Below are 20143 nucleotides of genomic sequence, written 5' to 3'. Positions count from 1 at the left end.
CGAGGGCGCACGGGCGCGGTTCGATGCGCTCGGCGACGAGATCACTGCCGAGCTCAGGGCGGCCGCCGGCACGTTCCAGACCCCGATCCTTGCCCGGATCGCGGAGAACGCGGCCAAGATTGCGCTCGTCCTCGCCGTGGGGCGGGATGCGGTCCAGCCCGTCATTCGGATGGAAGACGCCGTCTGGGCGATCGAGTTCGTGCGCCACTTCGCCCGGCGCACCATCGACGCGGTCGAGCGCGATGTCGCCGACACCGAGACCGAGGCGCATCTGAAGCGCCTGCGCGAGATCATCCGCAAGGCCGGGGCGGCGGGGATGACCAAGTCCGAGCTGACCCGCGCCTCGCAATGGCTCCGGGCGCGCGACCGCGACGACATCCTGCTCACGCTGGTGGAGAGCGGCGACATCGTCACGGTCGAGCAGGAGACCGGGGGGCGGAAGGCGATGCGCTTCCGGGCGCTGCGGTGAGGGCCGCCGCGATGCTTCCTTCAACGGCCCCCATCCTTCACTTGAAGGAAGTTCCCGCCCAAGCCCCTGTCGTGACGCGAAAAATCCGGCGCGAGGGACTTCTTTCAATATTTCACGCAAAGACCCTCGCGCGTGGGAGAGGAGGGGTATGCCACACATACCCATTGAAGAAACTGAAATATTGAAAGAAGATATTAAATGCCTTTCTCTCAATGGCTTACAGCCCCACTTCCTTCAAGTGGAGGGACTGAAGCCGTTGAAGAAAGCCTTGGGCGCTCACCACGCCCCCAACCATGACCCTGACCCGATCTCGCGATCCCGGTCCGGGCGCGCGTGCTGCCTTCGATCCAGGCAGGCGTGGGCCTTGGCCGATCACTCGAAGAGGAGGTCGTCATGGACCGCTCCCCACACATCGCTCCGGCGCCTTCCATGGCCGCCGGCGCTCTCGACCGCTGCATTCTCGCGCTGGATCTCGGCACCAGCACCGGCTGGGCGCTGCGCTCGGCCGAAGGGCTGATCACCAGCGGGACCGCGAGCTTCAGGCCAGGCCGCTATGATGGCGGCGGCATGCGCTACCTGCGCTTCACCAACTGGCTCACCGAGATCGACCGCTTGTCCGGCCCAATCGCCGCCATTTGGTTCGAGGAGGTGCGCCGCCATGCCGGTACGGACGCGGCGCACGTCTATGGCGGCCTCATGGCCACGCTGACCGCATGGGCGGAACTGCGCGGCGTGCCTTACGAGGGCGTTCCCGTCGGCACGATCAAGCGGCACGCCACCGGCAAGGGCAACGCGCCGAAGGAGGCAATGATCGCGTCTGCGCGTGCCCGGGGCTTCAGCCCCGCCGACGATAACGAGGCCGATGCCATCGCGATCCTCGTTTGGGCGATCGAGACGAATGGAGGTGTCGCATGAGGTGGCATCCCAAGGGCTACGGTGGCCGTCGTCGCGACCCCGAGCAGGTGAAGCGCGAGGGTTGGCAGGAGCAGGGAGTGCTGGCGGTGTCAGTGGATGATGACCGGTTGAGCTGGCCTGAACGGGAGCTCGTTCGCCAGTTGGGCGAACGGCTCTACGGACCGCGTGCTGCCGACGATGGAGGGTGCCATGGATAAGTGGACCCCGTCTCTCGTCGAGGCCCGCCTGGCCGAGGCGGCCTTCGTGCTCAAGCGCCTGCCCGAGCCGCGACGGCGCGGCTATTTCAGCACCTGGCCCGAGATCATCCACTCCTTCGGCGACAAGGTGGGCCAGAAGCCAAGGCCCATGCGCGTGCTGCCCTCGCCGCAGGCGATCAGCCGGATGGAGGAGACGCTCACTTGGACCGCGTGCCTCGACCCGGTCGACGGCAAGATCGTCTGGATGCGCGCCCATGGCGAGCGGTGGAAGACCATCTGCTGGACGGTCGGACTGCAACGCTCGGCCGCCCACCAGCACTGGCTCTACGGGCTCTGCGTCATCTCGCTGAAGCTCAACCGGCGTCGGTTCAACCGCAACCTGTCGAAGCGGCGCGTGATCGAACTGGCCGGTGGCGCGTAACCCTGCGCGCCAGAGGGGAAGATGTGCGGCGGACAGTTTTCGACGGGACAGAAAACCGGTTCGGGGGCTAGGTTCGGGATAAGCTCGGGAGAGGCGCGCGCGGCGCGGTCCCGAGCGAAACCATCCTTTCGTTGGCGAGGCCCGCTAAGAAAGGAAAGGCGCTGATCCTTTCCTTGCGGACCGCTGTCCGCCTCCGCCACGCCCCTCGGCCGAGTTCGCGGTTCCTTCCGCGCGACCTGCGTATGCTGGCGGGCTTGGCGCGCAATATCGCCAGCGACAGGGCCGATTTTTTGGGAAGCCACCGGGAATCCGGATCCACCGGCGCCCCCTGAAAACCTCGTGAATTCAAACACATGACTGGCCACGCGGGGTGGATACCCCCGGATTCCGGAGTCCACCCCAAAAGCCACCGGACTCCACCCTGCCGGAGTCCACCCCGCGCGCCATGGCTCGCTGCGATCAACCGAACAGGATTACCGATATGACCCTCGCCTTCGCCCCCGAGCGGATCGAGACCTGGCCGCTGGCCAAGCTCCAGCCCTACGCGAAGAACGCGAAGCTGCACGGGCCCGAGCAGGTGGCCAGGATCGCCGCCAGCATGGCCGAGTTCGGCTGGACCGTGCCCTGCCTCGTGGGCGAGGACGGGGAGCTGATCGCGGGCCATGGCCGGGTGCTGGCGGCGACGCAGCTCGGGCTGACCGAGGCGCCGGTGATCGTTCTGGGGCATCTGACCGAGGCGCAGCGCCGGGCCTATCGCATCGCGGACAACAAGCTGACCGAGGCGCCGTGGGACGACGCGCTGCTGTCGGCCGAGTTGAAGGATCTGCTCGCCGACGACTACGACCTGTCGCTGGTCGGCTTCTCCGATGGCGAACTCGACAAGCTGCTGGCCTTCGACGCGGACGAGGGCGGTGAAGAAGAGGGCGGCGCCGGAGGCTCCGTGCCGCCGGTGACCATCCCCGAGCCGCCGCGCAATCCCGCGTCGCGCACGGGCGATCTGTGGCTTCTCGGCGATCACCGGCTGCTCTGCGGCGACGCCACCAACCACGAGGATGTCCGCCGCCTGATGAACGGCGAGCGCGCGGTGCTGTTCGCCACCGATCCGCCGTATCTCGTCGACTACGACGGCTCGAACCACCCGACGCGCAACAAGGATTGGAGCCAGAGCTATGGCACCACCTGGGACGACAGTTCTCAAGGGTCCGAGCTCTATGACGGCTTCATCGCCGCCGCCGTGGCCGAGGCGATCACCGAGGATGCCGCCTGGTACTGCTGGCACGCCTCGCGCCGCCAGGCGATGCTGGAAGAGTGCTGGGAAAGGGCGGGGGCCTTCGTCCATCAACAGATCATCTGGGTGAAGGACCGGGGCGTCCTGACCCGGTCGCATTATCTCTGGAAGCATGAGCCCTGTTTCATGGGCTGGCGGCGTCCGAACCGCCCGCCGAAGGTCGCCGAGCAGACGCTACCCTCGACCTGGGAGATGCCGTCCTTCGCCAGGGACGAGCGCCCGGATCATCCGACGCCGAAACCGCTCGACGCCTTCGGGATCCCGATGCGCCAGCATGTGGCGCGGGGCGGCCTCTGCTACGAGCCCTTCTCGGGCTCGGGCTCGCAGATCATGGCGGGCGAGGCCAATGGCCGGCGCGTCTTCGCGATGGAGATCAGCCCGGCTTACGTCGATGTCGCCGTCGAACGCTGGCAGGCCGAGACCGGGCGCGACGCGATCCTCGACGGCAATGGCCGGACCTTCGCAGAGGTGAAGGCCGAGCGGCTGGGCGAGACCCCGTCCGCCGCCGAGGGGGCCCACGCGGCTTGATACCGTGGATGGCGTGGCTCTACCTTCCTCCGGCCTGCCTGCCGGAGCCGGCGACGCGTGCCTGTTCGGCCTCTCGCTCTGCTCCGGCGCCGGCGGGCTCGACCTCGGGCTGCACCTCGCGTGCCCCGGATATCGCACTGTGGGTCATGTCGAGCGGGACGCCTACGCCGCGGCCATCCTCGTGGCGCGGATGGATCGAGGGCGGGAACGCCATCGGTCCGAGTGACCGCCCGAGGGCGGCCCTGGATCGCGCGCCTGTCTGGGACGACGTTGGAACCTTCGACGGCCGCCCGTGGCGCGGCGCGGTGGACATCGTCACAGCGGGCTATCCGTGCCAGCCGTTTTCCGTTGCAGGCAAGCGGCGTGGGGCGGACGACCCGCGCCACCTCTGGCCGCATGTCGCCCGCATCGTCGGCGAGGTCGAGCCGCCCTTCGTGTTCCTCGAGAATGTCGCCCATCATCTCCGCCTCGGCTTTCCCGAAGTCGCCGGAGGACTGGTCAACATGGGCTACCGCCTTGCGGCGGGCCTCTTCACGGCGGCGGAAGTCGGTGCGCCCCACAAGCGTGAGTTGCTGTTCATCCTCGCCCACCGAGAAGGCTGCGAACTGGCCGACCCCGCGCGCCTGCTCGGGGACCCGCTCGAGTGGCGGGAACCGGACGGAACTGCTGCGGCTCTGGCCAACGCCGATGGCGAGCGATGGCCACAAGCCGAGTGCGGGCAAGCGCAAGGCGGCCGATCTGACCGGGGTGAGCCGGATGTGGATGACGCCAACAGCGCGGGATCACAAGGACGGGGCGACGAGCCTTGCGAACACGCCGGTGAACGGCCTGCTTGGCCGCCAGGTCCTCGCGACGCCGATGGCTGGCGGGCGTTCCTGCGACACGCCCCGGACCTTGAACCCGCTATTCGTCGAGGCGCTGATGGGCTGGCCCACCGGGTGGACCGGCTTCGGCTATGTGGCAACGGAGTGGTCCCGCTGGTCGCGGCGCATGCGCTGCGAACTCTGGCAGCTGAATTGCTGGCCGATGGATGAGGTGGCGAGATGAAGCAATCCCGCTTCATGTCGCTGGTCGAGGCCATCGCCAACGTCGCTGTGGGCTACAGCGTCGCCGTCATGACGCAGATACTGATATTCCCGGTCTTCGGGCTGCACACGACGCTGGCGCAGAACCTGAAGATGGGCGGCATCTTCACCATCGTGTCGATCGCACGCTCCTTCGCCCTGCGGCGGCTTTTCGAGGCGATCCGGGTGCGCGGGGCACGATGACATGCCGCCGCCCCATGTGGGACGGCGACATCGGGTCCGTGCTGGTGTGCGGCGTCAGTCGTCGGCGATCATGTAGGCCCTTCCCCGCCCCTCGACCTTCTCCGAGGTGATGGTCAGGCCGAGCTTCTTCTTGAGCGCGCCGGACATGGCCCCGCGAATGGTGTGCGGCCTCCAGTCGAGGGCCGTGGCGATCTCGTCGATGGTGGCACCGCCCTCGGCGCGGAGCATCTCGATCAGCTGCGCCTGCTTGGTGCCTTTTCGGCGCTGGACCGGCGCGGGTGGCATCTCGGCCGGCGGTGTCTCGTCCTGTTCGTCCGTGATCCCGAGTGTGCGGTAGGCCAGCGGGGTGGCGCGCAGCGTGATCGGTCCACGCGTCTCATCATGCCGCCAGACGGTGTTGAGGTCGGTCGCCGGGATTTCCTCGATCAGCTCGTGCTTCAGAAGGCTCTTGCAGACATTGCCGACAGCGCCGCCCTTGAGGTTGGCGGTGACGGGGAAGATTGCCCCGTCACCGCGCGCACAAGCGGTCGACAGGATGATGGCCTGGGCATCGGAAAGCTGGATCTGTGTCATGGGGTCTTCTCCGTGTTCGGGTCCGCGACATGCGGCGCCTTCTACGACCCCAAGCCGCGCAGGGCGCGCGGCGGGAGTTCCGGCGTTGCCGGAGGTCACTCGGCGTGCTCACCCTCACGGAATGCCATGTCGCTGATCTCGCGCAGTTTGTCGCGGTAGTGGCTCAGGGTGCCGACATGGCCCCAGTTGATCTCGTCGGGAGTGGTTTCGAAGTGGGCGTCGCTGAGCGCCTTGAGCCTTTCCAGCATGGTGTCGATCTCCAGCTTGGCAGCGATGAAAGCGTCCAGCGCCTTCGATTTATCAGTGGTGCGGCGGGTCATCGTCTTGGCTCCTTGGCTCGAGTTGCATCGTCGTCGTGGTTGGACGTTTGCTCCATGTGCGCCGCTTATCAACTCGATAAGCACATGACTTTGAATGATAATCGGATCCGGCAATGCAGGGCATGAGCGAGCGCCAGTATGCCGCCCATGTCGGGCTGTCGCGCGGCGCGATCCAGAAGGCGAAGGCCGCCGGCCGGCTCGTTCTGCACGAGGATGGCAGCATCGACGCCGCAGCCTCGGACCGGCTGCGGGCGGACGCGACCGACCCGTCCAAGACCAGGAAGGCGCCGGCGAAGGAACGGAAACTGAAGCCGGTGCCCGAAGCCGCGGTGTCGGCTGTTGGTGAAACGCTCAAGGAACAGGGGCTCGCCGCACCCGCAACCGGTAGCGGCACGACCTTCCTGCAGGCGAAGACGGCGCATGAGGTGCTGAAGGCGCAGGAGCGGCGCATCCGGCTCGCCAAGCTCAAGGGCGAACTCGTCGACCGCGACCGCGCCACGGCGCTGGTCTTCCGGCTCGCGCGCGAGGAGCGCGATGCCTGGGTGAACTGGCCGGCGCGGGTGGCGGCGCTGATGGCGGCAGAACTGGGAACGGAGGTGGCGGCCATGCAGAAGGTTCTGGAGGCCCATGTCCGCGCCCATCTCGAGGAACTCGCACAGCCCCGGATTGCCCTCTGACGAGGTCACGCAGTTCGACGGGGCCGATGCGCTGCTCCGGGCCTGGGGCCACGGGCTCACGCCCGATCCCTGGCTGACCGTCTCGGAATGGTCGGACAGGCACCGCTGGCTGAGTTCGCGCGCGAGCGCCGAGCCCGGCCGCTATCGCACCGAGCGCACGCCCTACATGCGGGCGATCATGGATGCGCTCTCGCCCGGCCATCCTGCGCAGCGGGTCGTGTTCATGAAGGCCGCGCAGGTCGGCGCGACGGAGGCCGGCAACAACTGGATCGGCTTCGTGATTCACCATGCGCCCGGGCCGATGCTCGCGGTCCAGCCGACGGTGGAACTGGCCAAGCGCAACTCGCGCCAGCGGATCGACCCGCTGATCGAGGAGAGCCCGGCGCTGAAGGAGCGTGTCCGCCCGGCGCGGGCGCGCGACAGCGGCAACACGCAGCTGTCGAAGGATTTCCCCGGCGGCGTGCTGGTGATGACCGGCGCGAACTCGGCCGTGGGCCTGCGCTCGATGCCGGCGCGCTACGTCTTCCTCGACGAGGTCGACGCCTATCCGGCCTCGGCCGACGAGGAAGGCGACCCGGTCGGGCTCGCCGAGGCGCGCTCGCTGACCTTCGCGCACCGCCGGAAGGTGTTCCTGGTCTCGACGCCGACGATCCGCGGCGTCAGCCGGATCGAGCGGGAGTACGAGGCGAGCGACCAGCGCCGCTTCTTCGTGCCGTGCCCGCATTGCGGCGCGATGCAGTGGCTGCGGTTCGAGCGGCTGCGCTGGCAGAAGGGCAAACCGGAGACGGCGGCCTATCATTGCGATGCCTGCGAGACCGCGATCGAGGAACACCACAAGCCGGCGATGCTGGCGGCAGGCGAATGGCGCGCGACTGCCGAGGCTCGTGATGCGCGGACGGTGGGGTTTCATCTCTCGGCGCTCTATTCGCCGCCGGGGTGGAAGAGCTGGGCCGACATCGCGCGCGACAAGGAGGCGGCGACGGGGTCCGACGAGGCCGAGCGCGTGTTCCGCAACACCGTGCTCGGCGAGACCTGGATCGAGACCGGCGACGCGCCGGACTGGCAGCGGATCGCCGAACGGCGCGAGGACTGGCCGGCGGGCACAGTTCCCGCTGGTGGGTTGTTCCTGACCGCCGGCGCCGACGTGCAGAAGGATCGGATCGAGGTCGATGTCTGGGCCTGGGGTCGTGGGCTGGAAAGCTGGCTCGTCGATCATGTCGTGATCGAGGGCGGGCCGGCCCAGCCCGAGGCTTGGGAGGCGCTGACCGATCTGCTGGGCCGCAACTGGCGACATGCCGGCGGCGCGGAACTGGGCCTGGCAAAGCTGGCCATCGACACCGGCTATGAGACGGCCGCCGTTTACGCCTGGTCGCGCTCGGTTGGTTTCGCGCAGGTGGCGCCCGTGAAGGGGCTCGAGGGCTTCAACCGGGCCAGCCCGGTTTCGGGGCCGACTTTCGTGGACGCGACCGCCGGCGGGAAGCGCCTGCGCCGTGGGGCCCGGCTCTGGACCGTGGCCACCTCGACCTTCAAGGCCGAGACCTATCGCTTCCTGCGGCTGGCGCGGCCGACCGCGGAAGAGCTGGAGGAAGGTGCTGCGTTCCCGCCGGGCACGTTGCATCTGCCCGGCTGGGCCGACACCGAGTGGATCCGGCAGCTGACGGCCGAGCAGCTGGTGACGGTGCGCAATCGCCGCGGCTTCGCGAAGCTCGAATGGCAGAAGATCCGCGAGCGTAACGAGGCGCTGGACTGCCGGGTCTATGCTCGTGCCGCGGCCTGGATCGCGGGGGCGGACCGCTGGCCCGAGGCGACATGGGCCGATCTGGAAGCGCAGCTCGGCGTGCCGAGTGGAATGGACAGCCCGGCCGGTCGGATCGGGCGGCCCGATCAGTGCATGCAAGGCAAGCGCCGCTCCGATTGGCTCGGGCGGCGGGAAGGATGGTTTTGATGGTGAGGACCGGTCCGCGCAGCGGACGCGAGGCTCCAGTGGAGCGTCGCGAGGGACGAACGCACTGAGCGGGAGCGAAGGGCATGACCTGGACGGAAGCGGAACTGGCGGCGCTGCGGCGCGCTTATGCGAGCGGGACGACACGGGTGAGCTATGACGGCAAGACCGTGGACTACGGCTCGGCCGAGGACCTGCTCGGGCGCATCCGCACCATCGAACGACAGATCGCCGGCGCCACGGCGCGGCCCATCGCGGGCTTCGCCGGCTTCTCGCGCGGGGACCGCTGATGGTCTCCTGGCTCGACAGGGCCATCGCCTCGGTCGCCCCGCGCACGGCCACGCGGCGCGTGCTTGCGCGGCAGGCCTTCGAGGGGCTCGCCCGCTCCTACGAGGGTGCGGCCCGCGGCCGGCGCACCGACGGCTGGCACGCGCCGGGATCCTCGGCGGATGCCGAGATCGGCCGGGCCGGAGCGCTTCTGCGGGACCGGATGCGGGATCTGGTGCGCAACAACCCGCACGCCGCCAAGGCGGTGTCGGTGCTGGTCAACAACATCGTCGGCGCCGGGATCATGCCGCGCGCCGCGAGCGGCGATGCGGCCCTCGACCGCGAGGTGGACCGGCTGTTCGAGATCTGGGCACGGGCCTGCGACGCCGACGGCCAGCTCGACTTCTACGGGCTGCAGACGCTCGCCTGCCGCGAGATGGTCGAGGCCGGCGAGGTGCTGGTGCGCCGCCGCCCGCGGCGCCCGGGGGACGGCGTCATGCCACCCGTGCAGCTGCAACTGCTCGAGGCCGACTTCCTCGACGCCACCTGCAACGGCGCGCTCGGGTCTGGACAGGCGGTGCAAGGGATCGAGTTCGACGCACTCGGCCGGCGCCGGGCCTACTGGCTCTTCGGCGCCCATCCAGGCGATGCCACGCTCAGCCTGACGGGCGGGCTTACCAGCCGCGCGGTGCCGGCCAGCGAGATCGCCCATGTCTACGAGAAGCAGCGCACGCAGGCGCGCGGCGTGCCCTGGGGCGCGCCGGTGATCCGGGCCCTGCGCGACCTTGACGACTACGAGGTGGCGGAGATCGTGCGCAAGAAGACCGAAGCCTGCGTCACGGCCATCGTCTTCGGCGACGAGGAGGCGCAGCAGGGCATCGCGCCCGCGGTGGTCGATGCCGACGGCAATCGGGTCGAGCAGTTTGAGCCCGGCCTCATCGCCTATGCACGCGGCGGAAAGGACATCCGCTTCAACCAGCCGGCTGCCACCGGCGGCTATGGCGAATACAAGCGGGCCAGCCTGCACACCATCGCCGCCGGGTTCCGCGTGCCCTACGAGCTGCTGACCGGGGATCTCAGCCAGGTGAACTATTCCTCGATCCGGGCGGGCCTCGTGGAGTTCCGCCGGATGATCGACGCGGTGCAGTGGCAGCTCTTCATCCCGATGTTCTGTGCGCCGGTCTGGCGCTGGTTCACCGAGGCCGCATGGGCGGCGGGGCGCATTCCCACGCCCGAGGTGCCGGTCGAGTGGTCGCCGCCGAAGTTCGAGGCGGTCGATCCGCAGAAGGACGCGATGGCCGACCTGCTCGCCATCCGTTCTGGCACCAAGACGCTTGCCGAGGCCATCGCCCGGCAGGGCCGCAACCCCGACGCGGTGCTGGCCGAGATCGCGGCCACGAACGCCAAGCTCGACGAGCTGGGTCTCGTGCTCGACAGCGACCCGCGCCGCGTCACCAAGACTGGCAGCGCGCAGTCGAATGTGCCGGCCGACCCCGCGACCGATCCGGACGATCCGGAAACTGACGCGGCCTGACGAGGATTCATTCATGGAGCAGACGATCGAACTGCCGGCGTTCCGCCGGTCGGCGGAGCTGCGGCCTGCCAGCATCGACCCGGAGACCCGCAGCGTCGAGGTGATCTGGTCGACCGGCGCCCGCGTGCGGCGCGCCGCGCTCTTCGGCGAGCCGCATGACGAGGAACTCAGCATGGCGCCCGAGCATGTGCGGCTCGAGCGGCTGAACGCGGGCGCGCCATTCCTGAAGGTGCACGAGGCGCACGATCTCGACGCGGTGATCGGCTCGGTCGTCCCAGGCTCGGCCCGGATCGAGAACGGACAAGGCATCGCCCGCATCCGCCTCTCGGAGCGCGACGCCGTCGGCGACATCTGGCGCGACATCGAGGCCGGGCACATCCGCGCGGTCTCCATCGGCTACCAGGTCCACCGCTTCGAGATCTCGAAGCCTGACGGCCAGCGCGAACTCTGGCGGGCGGTGGACTGGACGCCCTTCGAGATCTCCGCCGTGCCGGTCGGCGCCGATCCCGCCGCCGGCTTCCGTGCGCACCGCGAACACCAGACATGCGTCCTCCACCGCCGGGACGCCCCCACCAGCGAAGGAGCATCCCCGATGACCGACAGGACCGCGACCACGGCCGAGACGGCCGAACAGACGAGTGACACCGCAGTGCCCGAGGAGACGAGCATGACCGACGACAAGACCGGCGCTGCCGACACGCAGACCCGCGCCGCCGACACCAGGCCCAAGGCGACGAAGCCCGCGGCCGACCCGGCGCCGGCGGACCGCAGCCGCAGCGCTGACACCGACGCTCTGGTCAGCGAGGCCCGCGCGCAGGAGCGCGAGCGCGTCTCCACGATCCATGGCCTCGCCGACAAGCTCCAGCTCGAGCGCGGCTTTGCCGACGACCTGATCAAGCGCGGCGTCTCCATCGACGAAGCGCGCCGGCTGATCCTCGACCAGGTTGCGGCCAAGGCCGACGAGACGCGGACCTTTCCCCATGTCTCGATCCCGCTCGGCGGGCGCGACGCCACGGTCACGCGGCGCGAGGCGATCTCGAACGCGCTGCTGCACCGCTACAGCCCGACGCTGTTCCCGCTGGAGGACGCGGCTCGCGAGTATCGCGGCATGACACTGATGGAACTCGCCCGCGAAAGCCTCGAGACGGCGGGCGTCAGCACCCGCGGCCTCTCCCGCGACGAGGTGGCGACGCGGGCGCTGCATTCGACCTCGGACTTCCCCGAGATCCTCGCAGCCGTCACCAACAAGACGCTGCGCCAGGCCTACGAGGCCTATCCGCGGACCTTCCCGCTCTTCTGCCGGCAGGTGCTGGCCACCGACTTCAAGGCGATGCACCGCGTCCAGCTGGGCGAAGCGCCGCAGCTCCTCAAGGTCGGCGAGAGCGGCGAGTTCAAGCGCGGCACGCTCGGCGAGAGCAAGGAGAGCTACCGCATCGAGACCTACGGCCGCGTCGTCGCGATCACCCGGCAGGTGCTGATCAACGACGACCTCGACGCCTTCACCCGGATCCCGGCGATGTACGGCAACTCCATCGCCCAGCTGGAGTCGGACGTGGTCTGGGACATCGTGACGTCGAACCCTGCCATGGCGGATGGCACGGCGCTGTTCCATTCGACCCACAAGAACCTCGCCGGCAGCGGCACGGCGCTCGGGGTCGACAGCGTGGGCGCGGCGCGCGCGGCAATGCGCAAGCAGACCGGGCTCGACAAGAAGACGGTGCTGAACATCCGGCCCGCCTTCCTGATCGTCCCGGCGGCGCTGGAACTGAAGGCCGAGCAGCTGGTGGCCCAGAACCTCGTGCCCGCCCAGAGCGGCAACGTGGTGCCGCAATCGATCCGCACGCTCACGCCGATTGCCGAGCCGCGGCTGGATGCGGCGAGCGACAAGGCCTGGTACCTGGCGGCCTCGCCGAACCAGATCGACACCATCGAATACGCCTATCTCGAGGGCCAGCAGGGCGCCTATATCGAGACCCGCAACGGTTTCGACGTCGACGGCGTCGAGATCAAGTGCCGCCTCGACTTCGGCGCCAAGGCCATCGACTGGCGCGGCCTCTACAAAAATCCTGGGGCGTAACCTGCACCCAATGCTGAACCCTGACACGCGGGCGGTCCAGACGGGCCGCCCTTCGTCTTTCCAAAGGAACCCCGTCATGAAAACCTACGTCCAGCCCGGCAACACCATCACCCTGACCGCGCCCTATGCCGTCGCCTCCGGCGATGGCCTGCTCGTCGGCTCCATCTTCGGCATCGCCGCCGGGGACGCCGCCCTCGGCGATCCCATCGAGACCGCGCTCGTCGGCGTCTTCGACATCACCAAGGTCGGCAGCCAGGCATGGGCCGTCGGCGACAAGGTCTACTGGGACGACACCAACAAGCGCTGCACCACGGTTGCCACCGACAACACGCTCATCGGTGTGGCGGTCGAGGCGGTCGCCGGCGGGGCAGGCGACACAATCGGCCGGGTGCGGCTGAACGGCGCGTTCTGATGACCGCCTTCGCTGCCGCTCTCGACGCGCTCTTCGCCGACGCGCATCTTGCGCGCGACGTGGTCTACACCGCCGAGGGCGGGGCGCCGTCGCTCGTGCGCGCAATCCTGCGCCGGCCGGACGATGTCACCGGCTTCGGCGACGGGCGGATCTGGTCGGAAACCACCCGACTGGATTTGCGCGTGTCCGAGGTCGCAAACCCGCGCCCCGGCGATCGCATCGAGATCGACGGCGAGGCCTTCCTCATCCAGGGCGAGCCTGTCCGTGACCGCGAGCGGCTGGTCTGGACCGTGGACCTGCGCCCCGCCTGATCGCGATGAAGCTGAAGCTCGACATCACCCCCGATCTCGTCGCCGCCATGGCCGCCGAGGTGAAGGCCGGCGAAAAGGCCGTGACTGCCGCCATGCGCGAGGCCGGCACCGGGCTCAAGACCGCCTGGCGGGGTCAGATCACCGGCGCAGGGCTCGGACGGCGGCTGGCGAACTCGATCCGCAGCCAGACCTACCCGAAGGCCGGCGAGAGCCTGAACGCCGCGGCTCTGGTCTGGTCGAAGGCCCCGGTCATCGTCGGCGCCCACGACACCGGCCCGCTGATCCGCTCGAAGGACGGGTTCTGGCTGGCGATCCCGACCGAAGCCGCCGGGCGGGGCATGCGCGGCGGCAGGATCACCCCGGGCGAATGGGAGCGGCGCCGTGGGTTGCGCCTCCGCTTCGTCTACCGACGCCGCGGCCCGAGCCTGCTTGTCGCGGAGGGACGACTGAACAGTCGGGGTCTCGGGGTTGCTTCGCGCTCCAAGACGGGCCGTGGGCGCACAACGGTGCCGATCTTCATGCTGGTGCCGCAGGTCAAGTTGCCGAAGCGGCTGGACCTCGCGCGGGATGCAGACCGGGCGTTGGAAAGCGTGCCGGGGTTGATCGTGGCCAACTGGATAGCGGGGCGTCTTCGATGAGATCCTGAAAAGCAAACGTGCTGGCGCCGGCAGCCGGACAAGGTCAGACTGGGCGCCGAACCATGCCGAGCTATGCAATGCCATCAACCGACCGACTGAAACAGGACAACGCCCATCTTTTACGGACGCAACGGCACTTCCGGCGTGCGGCGGACGCGATCACGAATGCCTGGTGCAGCTTCCCGCAGGTTGTCGCGATCGCGGTCATCGGATCGGTTGCCAAGCCCCTGTGGAAGGAGGTGCCGCGTTTCGCCCCGTATCGTCGCCGTGGCATTCCACTCTGGCACGAGTGCAAGGATCTCGACCTCGCTCTGTGGCTCGACGACCTGACCGTCCTCGGCGAGTTGAGGCGCGCGAAGGCGGCGGCGCTGAGGGCCGAGCACGAACGTCAACAGGATTTCGGCGTGGCAGACCATCAGGTCGACGTGTTTCTGTTCGAGCCGGGCAGCGACGCCTATCTCGGCAGGCTCTGTAACTTCAATCGTTGCCCGAAGTCCCGGCCGGAATGCGCCGTACCGGGCTGCGGTGCAACGCCGTTCCTGCGTCAGTTCCCCGAGTTCGAGGTGGATGGCGACATCCTCGCGGGCGTGGAGGGAAGCATGCTCTATACGCGAGCTGACGGCATCCGATGCTCCGCCACGGATTTTCCCGAGGCTGTCGAAAGCGATTGATCCTGCGCTCGCTCTGGTTTCCGGTCGCCTATCTGCGGAACTGGCGCTGAGCGCTCTGCCTCGAGAAATATGCCATGCCAACCCCTCGCGAAACCATCCTCACCGCGCTGCATGCGCGGCTCTCGGCGCTGCCCGCCACTGCGCTCCGCGGCGAGGTGCTGCCCGAGCGCGTTCCGGCCGAGGGGCTGCTGATCCTGCGCGATGGGGTTCCGGGGGAGCCGGAGGTGACGCTGTCGCCGCTGCGCCATCACTACCAGCACCGCGCCGAGATCGAGGCGGTCGTGCAGGGTGCCGACCGTGACGCCGCCTTCGACACGTTGACCGCCAGCATCGGCGCGGCGCTCGCCACCGATCGCACTCTTGGCGGGCTCTGCGACTGGGTGGAGGCGGAAGCGCCGAGGCCAGTCGATTTGCCCATCGAGGGCGCGGCGAGCCTGAAAGCCGCCGTGATCCCGGTGGTCCTGCATTATTCCACGGCCGATCCGCTGGCCTGACCCCGACAACCCCAGGAGAACACCATGGCACGAGCCCAGGGGGCGCGGGCGCAGATGGCGCTTGCGTTCGAGACGACCTATGGAACGCCGCCCGTGAGCGGCTTCACCCGCATGCCCTTCGCCAGCACCTCGCTCGGCGCGGAGCAGCCGCTGCTCAACTCGGAGCTTCTCGGCTATGGCCGCGATCCGCTGGCCCCGGTGAGGGACGCGGTGACCGCCGATGGCGACGTCGTCGTGCCGCTCGACGCCGGGGCCTTCGGATTCTGGCTGAAAGCCGCGTTCGGGCCACCTGCAACGACAGGCACGGCTCCGGGGCCGTTCACGCACGAGTTCCAGTCGGGGTCGTGGACGCTGCCCAGCATGTCGATCGAAACCGGCATGCCGGAGGTGCCGCGCTATGCGATGTATTCCGGCTGCGTGCTCGACCAGATCACCTGGCAGATGCAGCGCTCCGGCCTGCTGACGGCAACTGCGCGACTGGTCGCGCAGGGCGAGACGGTGGGCACGACCACCAGCGCCGGGACACCCGCCGCGCTGGAACTGAAGCGCTTCGGCCATTTCAACGGGTCGATCACGCGGAATGGCTCCGCCCTCGGCAACGTGGTCTCGGCCGAGATCACCTATGCCAACAACCTCGACCGGATCGAGACGATCCGGAGTGATGGCAGGATCGACGGTGCGGACCCCTCCATCGCCGCGCTGACCGGCCGGATCGAGGTCCGCTTCGCCGACCAGACGCTGGTCACGCAGGCCATCAACGGCGAGGCCTGCGAGATGGAGTTCGCCTACGTGCTGCCCTCGGGCGAGAGCTTCACCTTCACCGTGCACGCCGTCTACCTGCCGCGCCCGCGCATCGAGATTTCCGGGCCGCAGGGCGTGCAGGCCACCTTCGACTGGCAGGCCGCGCGCGACAGCGTGGTCGGCCGGATGTGCACCGCCACCCTCGTGAACGATGTGGAGACGTATTGATGCTGACGCTCGATCTGACGAACGCGCCGCGCTGGCACGAGCTTTCGCCCGGCGTGAGGGTGCAGATGCGCCCGCTGACCACCGCGCTGATGGTGGCGACGCGCAGCGATCCGGCCGTGGAAGCCGTGCCCGAGGACGCCTCCGACGAGGAACGCGCCGTTGCCTTCGCCAAGGCGCTGGCGCGCCGGGCGGTGCTCGCCTGGGACGGCATCGGCGACGCGGACGGCAAACCTATCGAGCCAAGCCCCGAGGCCATCGACGCGCTTCTCGATGTCTGGCCGATCTTCGAGGCGTTCCAGCTGACCTATGTCTCGAAGGGCCTGCTGCTGGAACAGGAAAAAAACGCCTCCGCGCCCTCGCCGAATGGTCCTTCGGCGGGGGCGACCGATACTGCGAAGCCTGCGCGAAAGCCTGCCCGGACTGCCCGGCGCGGCTGAACCGTCCGGAAACACCGGAGGGTTGGCAGGTCTGGGACCTGGTCGGCCGTCTCGGCGGCCAACTGCGCGTCCTGCCCGGTGCGGTGATCGGCTGGGACATGTCGGCGGCACTAGCGCTCGGTGACGCCCTCGGCGTGCCGCCGCTCGCCATGGCCGAACTGCTGCCCGTCATCGAAGCGGTGATGGTCGCCAAACTCAACGAACAGATGGATCACTCTCATGGCGGAAAAACGGGTTAGCGTCCGCCTCGCGGCCGTGGGCGGACGGCAGGTGCGCGCCGAGTTGGAAGGCGTGGGCGAGGCCGGGTCGCGCGGCTTCGGACGGCTCAGCCGCGAGATGGAGGCGGCTAATGCCCGGCTCGCGGCCTTCTCGCGCCGGGTTCGCGTGGCCGCCGCGGCCGCCGTCGCCGCTGCCACCGCCGCCGGGGTGGCCATGGTGCGCTCCGGACTCCAGACCGTCGATGCGCAGGCGAAGCTCGCGCAGTCGCTCGGCACTACGGTCGCCTCGATCCAGACGCTCGAGCGCGCGGGCGAACTGGCGGGTGTTTCCATGTCCGGGATCGAACAGGCCACCAAGGATCTGACCCGCCGTCTCAGCCAGGCGGCCGCCGGGACCGGACCGGCCGCCGACGCGCTCGACCGGCTGGGGCTTTCCGCCACCGACCTGATCGCCCTGCCGCTGGACCAGCGCGTCGGCGCGATCAACGCCGCCATCGAGAGCTTCGTGCCTGCCGCCGAACGCGCGGCTGTCGCAGGCCAGCTTTTCGGCGAGGAAGGCTCCATCGCCATGTCGCGGATCGACACCGCGACGCTGCGCCAGGCGACGGAGGACGTTCTTGCCTTCGGCGTCGTCGTGTCGGAGCAGGACGCCGACCAGATCGAGCGGACCAACGACGCGATCTCGCGCCTCGGCCTCATCTGGCGCGGTCTCTCGAACCAGCTGGCCGTCGCTGCGGCACCCGCACTGGAAGCGGTCGCAGATGCGATGGCGTCTGTTGCAAGCCGCACCGGGCCGCTGGGCATCGCGATCCGCGGGCTCTTCGACAACATCGGCCGCCTGACCACCTATGCCGCGACCTTTGCAGCTTTCCTCGCCGGTCGCTGGGTCGCCGGGCTGGCAGCTGCCGCGTTCTCGGTCCGTGGGTTCGCAACCGCGCTCGTCGTGCTGCGCGGGGCGCTGATCCGGACCGGCATCGGGGCGCTGATCGTGGGCGCGGGCGAACTCGTCTACCAGTTCACCCGTCTCGTCTCCGGCGCAGGCGGTTTCGGCGAGGCGATGTCGCTCCTGAAGGACCTCGCGGTCGAGGTCTGGGAGCGGATCCGCATGGGCGCGGCGGCGGCGGGCGCTGCGGCCACGGCGATGTTCTTCGACCTGAAGGCCGACGCCGCCTCGGGCATGCAGAGCGCCATCGAGAGCATGGTGGGTTTCGGCAACACGGCCGCGAACACGTTCGAGGGCGCCTATGAGGCGATCAAGGCGATCTGGGGCCTGCTGCCCGCCGCCATCGGCGATCTGGCGTTCCAGGCGGCCAACAGCCTGGTCGACGGCGTCGAGGCGATGCTGAACGGCGTGGTCTCGCGCATCAACGGCTTCATCGGCGGCATCAATCAAGGGCTCGAAGCGCTCGGGTCGGAGCGCCGCATCTCGCTGGTGCCCGACCTCGACCTCGGCGAGATCGAGAACCGCTTCGAGGGCGCGGCCAATGCCGCCACGACAGCTGCGCAGGCGGCGTTCGACCGGGCCTTCGAGGACAACCCGCTCACTGCGCCCGATCTCGGTCTGACCGAGGCGGCGAGCAGGGCGCTCGAGTCCGCGAACCTTTATCGCGGCGCGGCGCGCGATCTGGCCGAAGGGGCCCGCGCGCCCCTCGAAAGCTGGCAGGCCCTGCGCGATGCCGTGCGCAGCACCGACGGGGCGAGCGCGGATGCGCTGACCGAGGCCACCGGTGCGGCCGAGCGGCTGGAAACGGCGCTCGGCGATGCCAGACGTGCCGCCGCGGGAGCCGGTGCGGCTGCAGGGGCTGCAGCTGCGGCAGCGGAGCCCGCGACTGAGGCTGCCGTCACCGGCTGGCAGGCGGTCACGTCTGCGCTCTCCGACTATGCCAGCAAGGCCCGCGACATCGGCGGCGATATCGGCCAGAGCCTCGTCGGCGCCTTCCAGTCGGCGGAGAACGCGGTGGGCCAGTTCGTGAAGACAGGCAAGCTGAACTTCCGCGATCTTGTCACCTCGCTGCTCGCCGACCTCGCTCAGCTCGCGGCGCGGCGGTTCATCCTCGGGCCGATCGCCAATGCGCTCTCCGGCGTGTTTTCTGGGGCGGGCGGTATCTTTGCCAACGTCCTGCATGCGGGCGGGATGGTGGGATCGGCCGGACCCTCGCGGATGGTCCCGGCCATGGCCTTCGCCGCCGCGCCTCGGATGCATGGCGGCGGCATGGCGGGGCTACGCCACGACGAAGTGCCCGCGATCCTGCAGCGCGGCGAGCGGGTTCTGTCGCGGCGGGAGGCGCAGACGTACGGCGGAGGCGGCGGGGTCAACGTCACCATCATGGCCCGCGACGCCGAGAGCTTCCGGCAATCGCGAACGCAGGTGGCGGCCGACATCGCCCGCGCCGTCTCGCTCGGGCGGAGGGGCATGTGATGGCGTTCCACGAGGTCCGTTTTCCCGACAATATCAGCCGCGGCGCGCGGGGCGGGCCCGAGCGGCGCACGCAGATCGTCGAGCTCGCCTCGGGCGACGAGGAACGCAACGCCAGTTGGGCCAATTCGCGCCGCCACTACGACGTCGCCTATGGCATCCGCCGCGCCGATGATCTCGCCGCCGTCGTCGCCTTCTTCGAGGCACGGAATGGGCGGCTGCATGGCTTCCGGTTCAAGGACTGGGGCGATCACAAGTCCTGCCTGCCGTCCCAGACGCCAGCGCCGACCGATCAGGCGATCGGCACCGGCGACGGCACGACGAGCGCCTTCCAGCTGGTGAAGCGCTACACCTCAGGCGCGCAAACCTGGACGCGCGCCATCGCCAAGCCGGTCGCCGGGACCGTGCGCATCGCGCTGGCGGGCGTCGAGCAGCTCTCCGGCTGGTCGGTCGACACCACGACCGGCGTGGTCACCTTCAGCACCGCGCCGGGATCGGGCGTCGCCATCACCGCGGGGTTCGAGTTCGACGTGCCCGTCCGCTTCGACACCGACGCGCTGGACGTGACGCTCGACCTCGAGCGGCTCGGCTCGATCACCTCCATTCCGCTTCTGGAGATCCGGCGATGAACGATACCGGCAGCTTTGTCGCGGCCGTGTTGCGCGAGCTTGCTGCCTCGACGGCGGTGATCCTCGCCGCCTGGGGCGCGCTTGGCGGTGCGACCAACGCGCTGACCACGAAGATGCGCCTGCGCGACGCGCTGCGCCACATCCTGCTCGGCGGGCTGATCGCGGCCGGGATGGGCAGCCTCTCGATGGCTGTCATCACCTCCTGGCTTAACCTGCCTCCGCAAGCGATCCCGGCCGGGGGCGCGGCGGGGTCGGCGGCCTACCTGGTGGGCGTCTTCGGCCCGGCGGTGATCGAGCTGGTGCTTGCGCGGCTGCGCGCGGCGCGGGAGGGGCGCGATGACTGAGCTCACCCGCGTTCTGCGCGGCCTTCGCCGGCTGACCGACGACCCGCGCGAGGCCTTCACCCACCGCCTGCGCATCGGCCTCGCGGTGGCGGCGCTGATCCTGATCCTCTCGCTCCTGAGGTAATCCC

At 69.2% G+C, this 20143-nt stretch carries 25 protein-coding genes; 23 read left to right on the top strand and 2 right to left on the bottom strand.

Translation table 11 applies throughout. From position 1 onward, the window contains the following. The 6 genes from BMW67_RS15765 to BMW67_RS12830 form a co-directional block, all read left to right on the top strand. Positions 1–469 (top strand): hypothetical protein (locus tag BMW67_RS15765; RefSeq protein ID WP_177174513.1); only part of this gene is annotated, 469 nt, incomplete at its 5' end. Positions 470–862: 393 nt separating this feature from the next. Then, positions 863–1384: a crossover junction endodeoxyribonuclease RuvC gene (locus BMW67_RS12855; RefSeq protein WP_083581652.1), complete on the top strand. Its 522-nt coding sequence runs from the start codon at positions 863–865 to the stop codon at positions 1382–1384. 189 nt (positions 1385–1573) lie between these two features. Next, positions 1574–2002, top strand: coding sequence for a DUF6362 family protein (locus BMW67_RS12845; RefSeq protein ID WP_091764256.1), 429 nt, complete (start codon positions 1574–1576; stop codon positions 2000–2002). Positions 2003–2483: 481 nt separating this feature from the next. Next, complete coding sequence (locus BMW67_RS12840; RefSeq protein ID WP_072747947.1) at positions 2484–3818, top strand: site-specific DNA-methyltransferase; 1335 nt, start codon at positions 2484–2486, stop codon at positions 3816–3818. A 305-nt stretch (positions 3819–4123) separates the two neighbouring features. Continuing rightward, positions 4124–4852 (top strand): DNA cytosine methyltransferase, encoded by a 729-nt coding sequence (locus tag BMW67_RS12835; protein WP_245728525.1) that lies wholly within the window; start codon positions 4124–4126, stop codon positions 4850–4852. 9 nt (positions 4853–4861) lie between these two features. Next, on the top strand, positions 4862–5086 hold the full coding sequence (locus tag BMW67_RS12830) for a DUF7220 family protein (RefSeq protein WP_072747946.1): 225 nt from the start codon (positions 4862–4864) through the stop codon (positions 5084–5086). 54 nt (positions 5087–5140) lie between these two features. On the opposite strand, the gene BMW67_RS12825 is transcribed toward BMW67_RS12830, so the two are convergent. After that, complete coding sequence (locus BMW67_RS12825; RefSeq protein WP_072747945.1) at positions 5141–5659, bottom strand: DUF3489 domain-containing protein; 519 nt, start codon at positions 5657–5659, stop codon at positions 5141–5143. Positions 5660–5754: 95 nt separating this feature from the next. Further along, the gene (locus tag BMW67_RS12820; protein WP_072747944.1) at positions 5755–5979 is read right to left on the bottom strand and encodes a hypothetical protein; all 225 of its coding nucleotides are present in this window, start codon (positions 5977–5979) and stop codon (positions 5755–5757) included. A gap of 113 nt (positions 5980–6092) precedes the next feature. Here BMW67_RS12820 and BMW67_RS12815 point away from each other — a divergent pair, with 113 nt between their 5' ends. The 17 genes from BMW67_RS12815 to BMW67_RS16185 all read left to right on the top strand — a co-directional run bounded on the left by BMW67_RS12815 (position 6093) and on the right by BMW67_RS16185 (position 20139). After that, positions 6093–6656 carry a hypothetical protein gene (locus BMW67_RS12815; RefSeq protein ID WP_072747943.1) on the top strand — a complete coding sequence of 188 codons (564 nt, stop codon included), beginning with the start codon at positions 6093–6095 and terminating at the stop codon, positions 6654–6656. Further along, positions 6607–8601, top strand: a complete 1995-nt coding sequence (locus tag BMW67_RS12810; RefSeq protein ID WP_072747942.1) for a phage terminase large subunit family protein — start codon at positions 6607–6609, stop codon at positions 8599–8601. The genes BMW67_RS12815 and BMW67_RS12810 overlap by 50 nt, the downstream gene beginning before the upstream one ends. Positions 8602–8684: 83 nt before the next feature. Beyond that, entirely contained in the window at positions 8685–8888 is a 204-nt protein-coding gene (locus tag BMW67_RS12805; RefSeq protein WP_072747941.1) for a phage head-tail joining protein, read from the top strand. After that, on the top strand, positions 8888–10399 hold the full coding sequence (locus BMW67_RS12800; RefSeq protein WP_072747940.1) for a phage portal protein: 1512 nt from the start codon (positions 8888–8890) through the stop codon (positions 10397–10399). Before BMW67_RS12805 ends, BMW67_RS12800 begins: the two co-directional genes overlap by 1 nt. Positions 10400–10412: 13 nt before the next feature. Then, the gene (locus BMW67_RS12795) at positions 10413–12476 is read left to right on the top strand and encodes a prohead protease/major capsid protein fusion protein (RefSeq protein ID WP_072747939.1); all 2064 of its coding nucleotides are present in this window, start codon (positions 10413–10415) and stop codon (positions 12474–12476) included. Positions 12477–12552: 76 nt separating this feature from the next. Then, positions 12553–12888, top strand: coding sequence for a DUF2190 family protein (locus BMW67_RS12790; RefSeq protein ID WP_072747938.1), 336 nt, complete (start codon positions 12553–12555; stop codon positions 12886–12888). Beyond that, on the top strand, positions 12888–13199 hold the full coding sequence (locus BMW67_RS12785) for a head-tail joining protein (protein WP_072747937.1): 312 nt from the start codon (positions 12888–12890) through the stop codon (positions 13197–13199). Before BMW67_RS12790 ends, BMW67_RS12785 begins: the two co-directional genes overlap by 1 nt. 5 nt (positions 13200–13204) lie before the next feature. Then, positions 13205–13837: a DUF6441 family protein gene (locus tag BMW67_RS12780; RefSeq protein ID WP_072747936.1), complete on the top strand. Its 633-nt coding sequence runs from the start codon at positions 13205–13207 to the stop codon at positions 13835–13837. A 77-nt stretch (positions 13838–13914) separates the two neighbouring features. Then, on the top strand, positions 13915–14508 hold the full coding sequence (locus BMW67_RS12775) for a hypothetical protein (RefSeq protein ID WP_072747935.1): 594 nt from the start codon (positions 13915–13917) through the stop codon (positions 14506–14508). 74 nt (positions 14509–14582) lie between these two features. Continuing rightward, a complete protein-coding gene (locus tag BMW67_RS12770; protein WP_072747934.1) occupies positions 14583–15002 on the top strand; it encodes an acyl-CoA transferase in 420 nt (139 codons plus the stop codon). 24 nt (positions 15003–15026) lie between these two features. Next, positions 15027–15971, top strand: coding sequence for a phage tail tube protein (locus BMW67_RS12765; protein ID WP_072747933.1), 945 nt, complete (start codon positions 15027–15029; stop codon positions 15969–15971). Further along, positions 15971–16408, top strand: a complete 438-nt coding sequence (locus BMW67_RS12760; RefSeq protein WP_072747932.1) for a hypothetical protein — start codon at positions 15971–15973, stop codon at positions 16406–16408. The genes BMW67_RS12765 and BMW67_RS12760 overlap by 1 nt, the downstream gene beginning before the upstream one ends. Positions 16409–16506: 98 nt before the next feature. Beyond that, positions 16507–16647, top strand: coding sequence for a DUF7697 family protein (locus BMW67_RS16255; RefSeq protein ID WP_023851451.1), 141 nt, complete (start codon positions 16507–16509; stop codon positions 16645–16647). After that, positions 16628–19045, top strand: coding sequence for a phage tail tape measure C-terminal domain-containing protein (locus tag BMW67_RS12755; protein WP_072747931.1), 2418 nt, complete (start codon positions 16628–16630; stop codon positions 19043–19045). The genes BMW67_RS16255 and BMW67_RS12755 overlap by 20 nt, the downstream gene beginning before the upstream one ends. Further along, the gene (locus BMW67_RS12750; RefSeq protein ID WP_072747930.1) at positions 19045–19671 is read left to right on the top strand and encodes a DUF2460 domain-containing protein; all 627 of its coding nucleotides are present in this window, start codon (positions 19045–19047) and stop codon (positions 19669–19671) included. The genes BMW67_RS12755 and BMW67_RS12750 overlap by 1 nt, the downstream gene beginning before the upstream one ends. After that, on the top strand, positions 19668–20015 hold the full coding sequence (locus tag BMW67_RS12745; RefSeq protein ID WP_072747929.1) for a hypothetical protein: 348 nt from the start codon (positions 19668–19670) through the stop codon (positions 20013–20015). Before BMW67_RS12750 ends, BMW67_RS12745 begins: the two co-directional genes overlap by 4 nt. Then, positions 20008–20139: a hypothetical protein gene (locus BMW67_RS16185; protein ID WP_256598395.1), complete on the top strand. Its 132-nt coding sequence runs from the start codon at positions 20008–20010 to the stop codon at positions 20137–20139. The genes BMW67_RS12745 and BMW67_RS16185 overlap by 8 nt, the downstream gene beginning before the upstream one ends. Positions 20140–20143: the final 4 nt, after the last annotated feature.

Source organism: Oceanicella actignis (assembly GCF_900111545.1).
In the GTDB taxonomy this organism is placed as follows: Bacteria; Pseudomonadota; Alphaproteobacteria; order Rhodobacterales; family Rhodobacteraceae; genus Oceanicella; species Oceanicella actignis.
This window is presented reverse-complemented; position numbering and strand designations above follow the sequence as displayed.